13 protein-coding genes and 1 tRNA gene are annotated in these 12004 nt (G+C 32.5%); 3 read left to right on the forward strand and 11 right to left on the reverse strand.

From position 1 onward, the window contains the following. The first annotated feature begins 54 nt into the window (after positions 1–54). The gene (locus tag O9267_RS06575; protein ID WP_298177368.1) at positions 55–324 is read left to right on the forward strand and encodes a hypothetical protein; all 270 of its coding nucleotides are present in this window, start codon (positions 55–57) and stop codon (positions 322–324) included. 75 nt (positions 325–399) lie between these two features. After that, positions 400–473 (forward strand) — tRNA-Thr (locus tag O9267_RS06580). Between the two features lie 90 nt (positions 474–563). On the opposite strand, the gene O9267_RS06585 is transcribed toward O9267_RS06580, so the two are convergent. From O9267_RS06585 to O9267_RS06630, 10 genes are all read right to left on the reverse strand, one after another. Beyond that, positions 564–1271, reverse strand: a complete 708-nt coding sequence (locus O9267_RS06585) for a DUF4369 domain-containing protein (RefSeq protein WP_298177370.1) — start codon at positions 1269–1271, stop codon at positions 564–566. A gap of 94 nt (positions 1272–1365) precedes the next feature. Beyond that, entirely contained in the window at positions 1366–1641 is a 276-nt protein-coding gene (locus O9267_RS06590) for a TIGR03643 family protein (protein ID WP_298177372.1), read from the reverse strand. A gap of 110 nt (positions 1642–1751) precedes the next feature. After that, entirely contained in the window at positions 1752–2351 is a 600-nt protein-coding gene (locus O9267_RS06595) for an alpha-ketoglutarate-dependent dioxygenase AlkB (RefSeq protein WP_298177374.1), read from the reverse strand. 60 nt (positions 2352–2411) lie between these two features. Further along, complete coding sequence (gene aqpZ, locus O9267_RS06600) at positions 2412–3119, reverse strand: aquaporin Z (protein ID WP_298177379.1); 708 nt, start codon at positions 3117–3119, stop codon at positions 2412–2414. A 76-nt stretch (positions 3120–3195) separates the two neighbouring features. Beyond that, on the reverse strand, positions 3196–4086 hold the full coding sequence (locus O9267_RS06605; RefSeq protein ID WP_298177381.1) for a DMT family transporter: 891 nt from the start codon (positions 4084–4086) through the stop codon (positions 3196–3198). 80 nt (positions 4087–4166) lie between these two features. Beyond that, positions 4167–4742 (reverse strand): hypothetical protein, encoded by a 576-nt coding sequence (locus O9267_RS06610; protein ID WP_298177383.1) that lies wholly within the window; start codon positions 4740–4742, stop codon positions 4167–4169. A 60-nt stretch (positions 4743–4802) separates the two neighbouring features. After that, positions 4803–8159, reverse strand: a complete 3357-nt coding sequence (gene secA / locus O9267_RS06615) for a preprotein translocase subunit SecA (RefSeq protein WP_298177385.1) — start codon at positions 8157–8159, stop codon at positions 4803–4805. Between the two features lie 99 nt (positions 8160–8258). Beyond that, positions 8259–8480, reverse strand: coding sequence for a DUF2795 domain-containing protein (locus O9267_RS06620; protein ID WP_022828503.1), 222 nt, complete (start codon positions 8478–8480; stop codon positions 8259–8261). A 155-nt stretch (positions 8481–8635) separates the two neighbouring features. Continuing rightward, positions 8636–9205 carry a cob(I)yrinic acid a,c-diamide adenosyltransferase gene (locus O9267_RS06625; protein ID WP_298177387.1) on the reverse strand — a complete coding sequence of 190 codons (570 nt, stop codon included), beginning with the start codon at positions 9203–9205 and terminating at the stop codon, positions 8636–8638. A gap of 230 nt (positions 9206–9435) precedes the next feature. After that, positions 9436–10134, reverse strand: a complete 699-nt coding sequence (locus O9267_RS06630; protein ID WP_298177390.1) for an ABC transporter ATP-binding protein — start codon at positions 10132–10134, stop codon at positions 9436–9438. 334 nt (positions 10135–10468) lie between these two features. Here O9267_RS06630 and O9267_RS06635 point away from each other — a divergent pair, with 334 nt between their 5' ends. After that, positions 10469–11149, forward strand: a complete 681-nt coding sequence (locus O9267_RS06635) for a hypothetical protein (protein ID WP_298177392.1) — start codon at positions 10469–10471, stop codon at positions 11147–11149. Positions 11150–11200: 51 nt separating this feature from the next. Here the strand turns inward: O9267_RS06635 and O9267_RS06640 are convergent, their stop codons facing one another. Then, on the reverse strand, positions 11201–11977 hold the full coding sequence (locus O9267_RS06640) for a class I SAM-dependent methyltransferase (protein ID WP_298177394.1): 777 nt from the start codon (positions 11975–11977) through the stop codon (positions 11201–11203). Between the last annotated feature and the right edge of the window lie 27 nt (positions 11978–12004).

Below are 12004 nucleotides of genomic sequence, written 5' to 3' on the forward strand. Positions count from 1 at the left end.
TTTATTAGAAAGATTATGTGTAATTTTGCATCAAATTTTAAAAAATAGAAGAAAATGCCAAGTGTTAAAAATTTAAAAAAAGATATCAATTTTGTTTTAGGTGATATTATAGAAGCGGTTTACTTATATGAAATGGCTACTACTGGAAAACCAACTCCTGAGAGCAATGCTGTAATTGATGAAGCAATCACAACTTTTGATAGTTTAATCTTAAAAGTAAATGCTAAAAAAGTTGAAAACAAAAAAGCACATTTCAAACAAATTGGTTTAGAATTAGAACAAGCTGCAAATCAATTGGTTGAAAAAATCAACAGTTTACAATAAAAAAAAGCATAAAAAAAGTTGCATTTTATTTTGGATATTTAAAATTCAACTTTATATTTGCACTCGAAATGAGTCGCCAGCGTAGCTCAGTTGGCTAGAGCAGCTGATTTGTAATCAGCAGGTCGTGGGTTCGAGTCCCTCCGCCGGCTCAAAAAGAGAAAACGAAAGTTTTCTCTTTTTTTTATACAAAAAAACCATAAGATAATAACTTATGGTTTTTTTGCTTTAAGAATATTCTATTATTTCTCTACTTTTCTTCTTTCGTTATAAAAATCTTTCAACTTTTTTCCATACATAGATTTTGCAACTTTAGGTGTCATCATTTTTTGTATAGTATCTAAATACTTCAAATTAACATCTGGAATTTCAGATAACGCTATAAATGGAGCAACTTCATAATCTTTATTATTCAAGGCAAAATTTACAGCATACAAATAACGTCTTTTAGTTACCAAATCTTGTTCTTTGGCAACACTGTCGGCTTGTGCATACTTTTTATCCTGATAAGCTTTAAATTGCATCTGAACTAAATCTAAATTTTTATCAGTATATCTTGAATTTACTAATTTGTATTCTTCAAATTTATCATGGTTTTTAGAACCTGTAATTTTGGCATCCGAAAGATAATTTTCTAGAGAAGTTTGTATCGAAATCTCTCCTGCTTCTGCAAAAAATGGAATGTTATTATCCAACGAATTGGTTACGCCTCTATCTAAAAAAAGATAATACATCTCGGGAGAATCAATTGTTAAATGGCTTTCAAAATCAGACTTCCCATCAATTTTTATAGTGTCAATTGGCACCAAAAGTGAATCAACTATTTTTTGAATATAAAGTGTTCCTTTATTTAACCCTTTAATGTTTCCTGTTAGGTGTAAATTGCCTTCATTTTTACTACAAGAAAAGATTGAAAATACTACTGCAAGAATGATTAACTGTTTTTTCATTTTATAATTTTAATAAGTCGCAAAGAAATGAAAAATATAAAGTTTGACAATTTTTATTACATAAAAAAACTCTTGCTGAACAAGAGTTAAATTTTTAATCAAATTTATTTTTCATATAATATTTACCATCTAAATCATCAAAATCATCTTCGACTGCTGGCTTAGGTTTGGGTTTACTTGCGGCAACCTTTTTTTTCCAAAGCTCAAAATTTTCTTTAGACAATCTTTTGCGCAATAGTTCAGTTACTTCATTTTCGGTAATACCAAACTCAGCTTTTAAAACTTCAAAAGGCTTTTTTTCCTCTTGAGCCATACTTATAACTCGTTCTAACTGTTCGTTATCAAGTTCTACTCTTTTACTTTTTTTCATTAGTCGAAAAGCACAATTTTAATGTTAATTCTTATTCTATAATCAATTTATATACCAATATTAAGAAAAAAAATAATTACTTTTTAATTTTGGTCGAAATTTTTAAAAATTTATTTTATAATTCTAAAAGTAAGGTTAATCCTTGCTCCTATTTCTTTAGAGCTTTTCGGAATTTGATGCTTCCAAAAATGCTGTGTTGTTCCTTTCATTATTAATAAACTTCCGTTTTCAAGATTGATATTTTGTCTTTGATTGGTTGTATTATGTTTTAACTGAAAAACTCGTTCAGTACCAAAACTAACCGATGCAATTATCGGGTTTCTACCTAATTCTTTCTCATTATCGGCATGCCAACCATTACTGTCTTTTCCATCTCGATAATAATTTAGTAAGACAGTTGTGAAATTTTCATTGCAAATACTTTCAACTTCATTTTTGATGAACATCAATAAAGGATTCCAGCGGTTGGGTTGCATTATAATATTAGAATAACCATAAGGCTTTCCATCATTTCCAAAAAGCGAAGTTAATCTTGGTTGAAGATGCTTTTTCCCATAAACCGTTATTTCATCGTGTTGCCAAGGAATTTCATTTTTGAGTAATTCGAATAGCTCCTTAGATTTTTCAGAATTGAATAACGAAGGATGATACTCAATTTCGGCATCTGGTAAATCGAAAACAATTTTTTCTTGAGGAAATAATAAATTCATATTCCAAAAATAAAAAAACCGCTCGAATTAACGAACGGTTCTGAATTATATTTTGAGTTTTTAGTCTTTATTTTTATCTTCAAGAACAAACTTATGAATAAATCCACCAACTAATGCACCTGCTATTGGAGCAACCCAAAACAACCAAACTTGTGACAAAGGTTCACCACCAACATACAATGCTTGTGATAATGAACGAGCAGGATTTACTGATGTATTCGTTATTGGAATACTTATAAGGTGAATTAAAGTCAATGCCAAACCAATTGCTATTCCAGCAAATTTACCATGTGCAAACTTATCTGTTGCTCCTAAAATGATGATTAAAAACATCATTGTCAATACAAATTCTGCAACAAAACAAGCTTCCATTGAATAACCTTCTGGAGAAAAAGCACCAAATCCGTTTGAAGCAAATGCTCCAGCTTTTGTATTATCAATAGCAAAACCTGCTTTTCCTGACAAAATAAAGAATAAAGTTGTTGCTGCTAAAAAAGCTCCAGCACATTGCGAAAGAATATAAGGCGCCAAATCTTTAGCCTTAAACTTTCCTCCAGCCCAAAGTCCGACAGAAACGGCAGGATTAAAATGTCCGCCTGATAGATGCCCAACAGCATAAGCCATTGTCAATACAGTAAGTCCGAAAGCTAGTGAAACACCAACAAATCCGATTCCTAAATCTGGAATTCCGGCAGCAAAAACGGCACTTCCGCAACCACCAAGTACAAGCCAATACGTTCCGAAAAATTCTGCAAAAAGTTTTTTCATAATTAAATATTTAAGTTAATTAAATACGAACTTATAAAAAAATTGTGATTATTTTAAGAAAAATAAAAAAATTGAATTATTTTTTAAATTTTACATTCATAATTACTATTGCTATAATAATAAGAATAATTCCAATCCATTGTAAAAAAACAACATTTTCATTTAAAATAAGATAAGCCATTAAGACCGAAACAGGTAGTTCAAGAGCAGAAACAATACTTCCAAGGCCAATTCCTGTTATTGGAAAACCAGCATTCATCAATAAAGGCGGAATAATTGTGCCAAAAAGCGCTAAAAAAATTCCCCATTTTAAAAATATGGAATAATCATAAGGAGTGGTTTGTGTAAAAATTCCAAATCCAAAAACAATAATTGCACCACCAAGAAGCATATATAAACTTCTCTGAGCAGACGAAATTCCAAGTGCAACTTTATTAGCAGTAAACATAGTAGTTGTAAAAGAAGCTGCAGCTAACATTCCCCATAAAATACCACGCCAATCAATAGTAATTTGATTATTAATTAGATTTGTTGCTAAAATTGTTCCAACTAAAACAATTAATACGGAAATGATTTTTTGATTGGATGGCTTTCTTTTTTCAATAAACCATTCGAGCAAAACACCCATCCAAACGGTTTGCATAAGTAAAACAATAGCTATAGAAACATCAATATATTTTACACATAAGTAATAAAAAACACTTGTCATACCAAGTGATGTTCCGGCAAGCATTAAATGAAAAATATTTTTTGATGAAGCTTTTTCTACAACTTGATCAGTTCTATATTTCTGAAAAACATTGATTATAAAAACTCCTAAAATTCCCAAAATAAATTGAGACGAAGTAACTTCAGCAGTAGTAAATCCTTCATCGTAAGCTAATTTTACAAACGTAGCTAACATTCCATAACTAGTAGCTCCAAGACCGACAAGGAAAACTCCTTTTAATAAACTATTTTTTGACATTATTCTTAAATTTTAAAAAGCCGACAAAGATAGTTGATTACATAAGAAGTTCGTATAATATTTAAACTAAGATCAAATTTCTATAAGCCAAGTTGCTTTATAACTTTTTCACTTAATAATTTATTGGCAAGAACATTGTTTTTATCTTTATTTAAAAACTTCCAAGAATTTGCAGTAAAATCATCATAAATACCAATCATGGTAGATCTTTTATGAATTGTAAAAGAATTAGTTTCTTTGTCAAAAGTTACTTTTTCAGTTTCCATTGCACTTTTGAAAATTGAAATCATCATTTCAGAATCTTCCACTTCTTCATCCAAAGTTAATTGCATTGCTAAATTATGATCAACTAGGCAAAAAGATTGTTTGTCAATTTTGAAAATTTCTCCAAATGAAAATTCTGGTGGCGTTGGCAAAAGTTTTACTTTAATTCCTTCTGCTCCATTGAAAGTTGACATTAAAACTTCTTTCATTTGTTCCTTTGGAAATATTTCAAAAACTCTTGGATAAGTTGAATCTAATATTGCATCATAATCTAAAACAACAGTTGATTGATAAATTTTTTCAACCTCAACTTTTAATGGTTCAATAGTTTGAGAATACATTTGTAATGAAACAAATACAATAATAAGGCTGGAAATTAGTTTAGTTTTCATATCATTCGTTTTTATAAAAAAAATCCTAAAATTTTACTTTTAGGATTTTTAAAAATTTACTTATTCATTCACTACAACCCACTCGCCATTTGCTAGCATGCTTTCGGCTTTTTTGTACTTCATGGTTTCTGTTTTACCACTTAAAACGTGTTTTATTGTAACTGTATCATTTCTGTTGATTTTTGGTGCATCACGAACGATTGTCTCAGTAACTTGACGTTGTTGTGTTTGTCCAGCTTCACGGTTTTGAGCCGCTGCTTCATCACTGTTTGGAATTTCGTCTTTAGAAGTTGTATATTCTTCTTTTTTACGAACTTCTTCTCTAGCTTCTTGAATGTTTGAAGTTACTTGTTGTGGCAAATCTCCTTTGAACAAGAATGAAATCACTTCTTTGTTCACACCATTCAACATAGAACTAAACAAATTAAACGCTTCAAATTTGTAGATAAGCAAAGGATCTTTTTGCTCATGAACGGCTAATTGAACCGATTGTTTCAATTCGTCCATTTTGCGTAAATGTTTTTTCCAAGCTTCGTCAACAATTGCTAATGTGATATTTTTTTCGAAATCGGCTACTAATTGTTTTCCTTGAGAATCGTATGCTTTTTTCAAATCGGTAACAACATTTAATGTTTTTGCACCATCAGAAAAAGGAACAATAATTCTTTCAAATTGGTTGTTTGGATTTTCGTAAACATTACTAATAATTGGCAACGCTTCTCTTGCTGAACGTTCTGTTTTTTCAGTATAATATTGCAAGGCTGCTTTATAAACTTTTCCTGTTATTTCAAGTTCATTTAGTTTAGCAAAATCACTTTCAGTTATTGGAGAAGTTATTGAGAAATAGCGAATTAATTCAAATTCGTAATTTTTGAAATCATTTTTAGCTTTGTTTTCACTTACAATTAATTCGCAAGTATCATAAAGCATGTTTACGATGTCTAATTTCAATCTTTCACCGTGTAAAGCGTGACGACGACGTTTGTAAACCACTTCACGTTGCGCGTTCATTACGTCATCATATTCTAATAATCTTTTACGAGTACCGAAATTGTTTTCTTCTACTTTTTTCTGAGCACGTTCGATAGACTTGGTCATCATTGAATGCTGAATTACTTCACCTTCTTTCAATCCCATTCTATCCATTACTTTGGCCACTCTTTCTGAACCAAAAAGACGCATCAAGTTGTCTTCTAAAGACACATAAAATTGTGAACTTCCAGGATCACCTTGACGACCCGCTCGACCACGTAACTGACGGTCAACACGACGAGAATCATGACGTTCTGTACCCACAATTGCCAATCCACCAGCTGCTTTTACTTCTGGAGAAAGTTTGATATCGGTACCACGACCCGCCATATTGGTTGCAATCGTTACAACACCTGCTTTACCAGCTTCTTCAACGATTTGTGCTTCTTGCTTGTGCATTTTTGCATTCAAAACGTTGTGAACAACACCTCTCATTTTCAACATTCGGCTCAATAATTCAGAGATTTCAACCGAAGTTGTTCCAATCAATACTGGTCTTCCTGCTTGCGATAATTGTGTTACATCTTCAATTACAGCATTGAATTTTTCACGTGTTGTTTTATAGATTAAATCTTCTTTGTCTTTACGAGCCATTGGTCTGTTAGTTGGAATTTCAACCACATCCAATTTATAGATTTCCCATAACTCACCAGCTTCGGTTACAGCAGTACCTGTCATACCAGCTAGTTTAGAGTACATTCTGAAATAATTTTGAAGCGTAATTGTAGCAAATGTTTGTGTTGCAGCTTCAATTTTTACATTTTCTTTTGCTTCAATTGCTTGGTGCAAACCGTCAGAATAACGACGCCCATCCATGATACGTCCTGTTTGCTCATCTACAATAAGAATTTTATCGTCCATAATTACATACTCCACATCTTTTTCAAAAAGTGTGTAAGCTTTTAGCAACTGTGTAAGTGTATGAATACGTTCACTTTTAACAGCGAAATCTTGGAATAATTTTTCTTTTTCTTCGGCTTCGGCATCTTTTTCAAGATTCATTTTTTCGATACGAGCAATTTCAGAACCAATATCTGGAAGCAAGAAAAAGGTTGAATCGGTATCGCCAGAAAGATATTTGATACCATTATCTGTTAATTCAACTTGGTTATTTTTTTCTTCTATAACAAAATACAACGCTTCGTCAATAAGGTGCATATCGCGATTATTGTCTTGCATATATTGATTCTCGGTTTTTTGAAGTAATTGCTTGATTCCTTCTTCACTTAAAAATTTAATCAAAGCTTTATTTTTTGGCATACTTCTGTAAGCTCTCAAAAGATTGAAACCACCATCTTTGGTATTTCCTTCTTTGATTAATCGTTTGGCTTCTGTTAAAAATCCGTTGGCTATATTTTTTTGAAGACTTACTAAATTTTCGATTTTTGGTTTTAATTCATTAAATTCGTGACGGTCACCTTGTGGCACTGGTCCAGAAATAATCAACGGTGTTCTTGCATCGTCAATTAATACCGAATCGACCTCATCGACAATAGCGAAATTGTGTTTTCTTTGCACCAATTCTGATGGTGAATGTGCCATGTTATCTCTTAGGTAATCAAAACCAAACTCGTTATTGGTTCCGTAAGTGATATCTGAATCGTAAGCTTTTTTACGTTCGGCAGTATTTGGCGAATGATTATCGATACAATCAACTGTTAAACCGTGGAATTCAAATAATGGTGCTTTCCAAGCGCTATCACGTTTTGCTAGGTAATCATTTACAGTTACCAAGTGCACACCATTTCCTGTTAGAGCGTTAAGGTATAAAGGTAAAGTTGCCACTAAGGTTTTACCTTCACCTGTTTGCATTTCGGAAATTTTTCCACCGTGTAAAACCATTCCACCTATTAACTGAACATCATAGTGAATCATGTCCCAAGTGATTTGTTTTCCAGCAGCATTCCATGTGTTTGCCCAGATTGCATCGTCTCCTTCCAATTCAACATAGCTTTTGGTTGCTGAAAATTCTCTATCTCTTGGAGTTGCTTTAACTCTAACAGATGTATTTTCTTTGAAACGTCTTGCGGTTTCTTTTACAACAGCAAATGCTTCAGGTAGAATTTCATTTAAAGTTTTTTCTGAAATTTCGTAAGCTTCTTTTTCTAAAGAATCGATTGTTGCGTAAATATCTTCTCTTTTGTCGATGTCTTCGATTTGTTCGACTTCAAGCTTAAGCGCGTCAATTTTGTTGTCTTTTTCAGAACGTGCTTGTTTGATTTTATCTTTGAAATACTGCGTTTTAGCTCTTAGTTCATCGTTAGACAAAGCAGCTAAAGCCGTTTCAAACGATTTAACTTTAGTAATATTTCCTTGTAGTGCTTTTACATCTTTTTGTGACTTATCGCCCACAAAAACCTTTAGTATGCTATTTATGAAACTCATAATTGGGTTTGTTATTTAATTTTTTTAAATGGTATGCAAATTTAAACAAAAAAAAAGCCTCTTGAGAGACTTTTCAATGTTGTGTTTGTTTATTTTTTGTTAATATTCATCCTCGTTCCAAAGATAATCTTCGTCAGTTGGATAATCTGGCCAAATTTCTTCCATTGATTCATATATTTCGCCTTCGTCTTCTATAGATTGAAGGTTTTCAACAACTTCTAAAGGAGCACCTGCTCTAATAGCGTAGTCTATAAGTTCATCTTTGGTTGCAGGCCACGGTGCATCACTTAAATAAGATGCTAATTCTAATGTCCAATACATCTGCTTTCGATTTTATAATTTATGCAAAAATAAATTTATTACTGAAAAAGTCAAGTAAAAAATGATTTATTTTACGATTAAAGTTAAGAACGTGTTTTTTAGTTTTCAGTTTTCAGTCTCAGCGAGCAGTAAATGCTGGCTAAAACTGCTACTGACTACTTTCTTGGTATCCACTGAACTTCATCAGCTTTTAGGTCGTAGGACAACTTTCGTGCCAATACAAAAAGGTAGTCAGAAAGTCGGTTTAGGTACTTAATTACCATTTCATTTGTAGGTTCTATGTCATTAAGATGCACGGCTAAACGCTCTGCACGACGGCATACGCAACGCGCAATATGACAATATGACACAGTTGTATGTCCGCCGGGAAGTACAAAATGTGTCATTGGTGGAAGTGATTCTTCCATTGAGTCGATTTGGTTTTCTAAAAATTCGATATCGGTTTCTATAATTCCTAAGTTTTGCAAACGTTTTTCGCCGCTTTTTAGCGTTTCTTTTTCAGGTGGTGTTGCTAAAATGGCTCCAACTGTAAAAAGTCGATCTTGCACTTCTATTAAAACATTTTTATAGATGGAATTAATATCTTGGTCGCGAATTAATCCGATATGTGAGTTTAGTTCGTCAACAGTGCCGTAGCTTTCTATTCTTATATGATGTTTTGGCACTCTTGTTCCTCCGAAAAGAGCGGTTGTTCCTGTATCGCCAGTTTTGGTGTATACTTTCATTTTTTTAGTTTAGAAGTTTAAAAGGTTAAAAGTTTATGAGTTTCTTTTGCTCTTAAATCTTTTTCAAATATAACAAAAATTCAAATGGATTGTCTTCTAGCCCTGACAGAGTGGAAATCCTTTTCTAAACCTTTTTTAGGTTTGGAAAAGATTGGAACGGCGGCAGGAATTACCACTACTGATAAAGCCCGAGCCATTCGCTCCTACTTAGACAGTGCTCAGCATGACGACTATAAATGGTCTTTGTTTGGATTATCACTTTCAATAATTCCGTCTCTTAATCGGATTACTCTGTGGGCGTATTTGGCGATGTCTTCTTCGTGAGTTACTAGGATTACGGTGTTTCCGTTGGCGTGAATATCACCGAAAAGTTTCATGATTTCGACTGAAGTTTTACTGTCAAGATTTCCCGTTGGTTCGTCGGCTAGAATGATGGATGGCTTGTTGACTAAAGCTCTTGCCACTGCAACTCGCTGGCGTTGACCGCCCGAAAGTTGGTTAGGTTGGTGATCCATACGGTCGTCTAATCCGACTTGTTTTAGAACTTCGGTTGCGCGAATATTTCTTTCTGATTTGGAAAAACCTGCATAAATCATAGGCAATGCAACATTATCGAGCGCAGTTGTTCGTGGCAAAAGATTGAATGTTTGAAAAACAAATCCGATTTCTTTGTTACGGATTTCGGCCAAATCGTCGTCTTGCATTTTGCTGACATCTTTTCCGTTTAAGATGTATGTTCCAGAAGTTGGCGTGTCGAGACAACCTAAAATGTTCATCAAAGTTGATTTTCCTGAACCTGATGGTCCCATAAGTGCTACATACTCACCTTTGTTGATTTGCAAATCGATTCCTTTGAGAACGTATATAGTTTCGCTTCCTAAAACGAAATCTCTTTTGATATTGGTAATGTTTATGAGTGGATTTGCCATTGAAAATTGCTGATTACGATTTTAGCTTATAAAATTACGAAAGAAAGTTTAATTAATAACATGAAATAACCATTGACCAAAATGATAGCCAGATTTGATTAATACAATAATCCCCAAAATTACAGTAAATGGAATTAGGAACTTGTACGTTTTTGATTTGAAAAAGCCTTGTGTTTCCATGATTTTTAAAATTTACTTTGATAACCAATTAGTAGTAAAAAAATGAATTTGTTACAAACAAAAATGTTAATTATATAAGTTTAAGACATAAATGTATAACATATTAGCCAAGAGTTGTAATTAGTTTTACATCAAATATTTAAACTTACTAATTATGAAAAAAAGTGTATTAAAAATTGGGTTGTTTTCGATGGTACTATTAGGAATAGTTTCTTGTAAAAACAAAGAAAAAGAATTGGCTGATCAAAGAATTACAGAGCTTGAAATTTATGTTGACTCACTAAAAGCTGCCAATGCAGATGAATTGGAAGCAAACTGGGACAAAATTCAGATGGATTTTGACAGAAAAAATTCAGAGGCATCTGATGCAATAACAAATCTTGACAATGAAACTAAAACTTCGTCGCAAGAAAAAATTAATTCATCAACTACAAAATATGACGAATTAAAAGTCAGTGTAACAGCAAAAGCAGAAGTTAAAAAAGCAGCAGCAAAACCAAGTGCAAGTCAATTATTAAGAGATAGATTATTTGGAGCTGGAAAAATTGGTGAAGACATGAGTTTTGCGTGGGTAAATAAAGATAATATCTTAAAAGTTTACGACACCTTTTTTCAATCTTACAAAGACAATAAAGGAGATTTTTCAAGAGAAGATTATGACGAAATCAAATTGATGTATGAAGCGTTAGATAACAGAAAAAACACGGTTGAAAAAGAAGGTTTAACAACTGAAGACAATAACAAAATTGCTTCAATTAAATTCAAATTTGGTCCAATGTTTAAAACTAATAGAATTGGAGCAAAAAGCAGAGAAACTGCCGAAGCTAAAGAGTAAACATAATTGTTAATTCAGGGAAATGGCAATCAGCAATGGTTGTCATTTTTTTTATGCTCTTATCACAAAATGTTCTTTTTTCTGTTCACTTCTAAAGAACACAATTCCCCACTGGAAAGTATCGATGGTTACAGTAACTTTTGAATGATTTTTAATTATTTCCCAAGCTTCTTCCATGTCTTTTGACCAATGAATATCGTCGAAAATCCACACAGAATCGTTGGTTATTGTTGGCAGTAAAAGTTCAAAATATTCTAAAGTTGCTTTTTTGGAATGGTTGCCGTCGAAGTAGATTAGGTTATAGGTTGTAGGTTGTAGGTTGTAGGTTTTTAGATGGCTTGAAAATTCGGTATTTATACATTCAACATTATTGATATTGAATTTTTGCAATTGCCATTGACATTGATTAATTGTATTTGGACAACCTTCTAAAGAAATAATCTTTGCTTTTTTATTTCCTAAAGACATTGCTGAAGTTGCTAAACCTAACGAAGTTCCAATTTCAAGAATAGTTTCAGGCTGAAAATAATTTACAATTCTAAATAATAATTCCGCTCTTTTTCGAGAAATTCCAGCGTTTTTGGCTATTTGGTTTATGGCTCTAGTATTACTTTTAAAAACTCTTGAACCTGCTCCAAAATCAGTAACTTCGATTGTGTTTTTGTTTTGCAAAAGTGAGTTTCTGTAATACTTTAGAATGGAATATTCTGGATATTTTTTTTTATCATAAAAACATTTACTAACCAAAGAAAACACAAACGGCGAGTGAACTCCGTGTTCGTTTTTGGAGTTGTAAAGGAATTTTAGGTATGATTTTAATATAGTCACAGTTTTCAGTCACAGTTTTCAGTCTGC

The organism is Flavobacterium sp. (genome assembly GCF_027531705.1).
Taxonomy (GTDB): Bacteria; Bacteroidota; Bacteroidia; order Flavobacteriales; family Flavobacteriaceae; genus Flavobacterium.

Coding starts and splice junctions, on each gene's coding strand:
- O9267_RS06605 (WP_298177381.1), bottom strand. CDS start 4,086: ATGTCAAAAAATAGTTTATTAAAAGGAGTTTTCCTTGTCGGTCTTGGA.
- O9267_RS06595 (WP_298177374.1), bottom strand. CDS start 2,351: ATGAATTTATTATTTCCTCAAGAAAAAATTGTTTTCGATTTACCAGAT.
- O9267_RS06635 (WP_298177392.1), top strand. CDS start 10,469: ATGAAAAAAAGTGTATTAAAAATTGGGTTGTTTTCGATGGTACTATTA.
- O9267_RS06630 (WP_298177390.1), bottom strand. CDS start 10,134: ATGGCAAATCCACTCATAAACATTACCAATATCAAAAGAGATTTCGTT.
- O9267_RS06590 (WP_298177372.1), bottom strand. CDS start 1,641: ATGAAAAAAAGTAAAAGAGTAGAACTTGATAACGAACAGTTAGAACGA.
- O9267_RS06585 (WP_298177370.1), bottom strand. CDS start 1,271: ATGAAAAAACAGTTAATCATTCTTGCAGTAGTATTTTCAATCTTTTCT.
- O9267_RS06575 (WP_298177368.1), top strand. CDS start 55: ATGCCAAGTGTTAAAAATTTAAAAAAAGATATCAATTTTGTTTTAGGT.
- O9267_RS06610 (WP_298177383.1), bottom strand. CDS start 4,742: ATGAAAACTAAACTAATTTCCAGCCTTATTATTGTATTTGTTTCATTA.
- O9267_RS06620 (WP_022828503.1), bottom strand. CDS start 8,480: ATGTATTGGACATTAGAATTAGCATCTTATTTAAGTGATGCACCGTGG.
- secA (WP_298177385.1), bottom strand. CDS start 8,159: ATGAGTTTCATAAATAGCATACTAAAGGTTTTTGTGGGCGATAAGTCA.
- aqpZ (WP_298177379.1), bottom strand. CDS start 3,119: ATGAAAAAACTTTTTGCAGAATTTTTCGGAACGTATTGGCTTGTACTT.
- O9267_RS06625 (WP_298177387.1), bottom strand. CDS start 9,205: ATGAAAGTATACACCAAAACTGGCGATACAGGAACAACCGCTCTTTTC.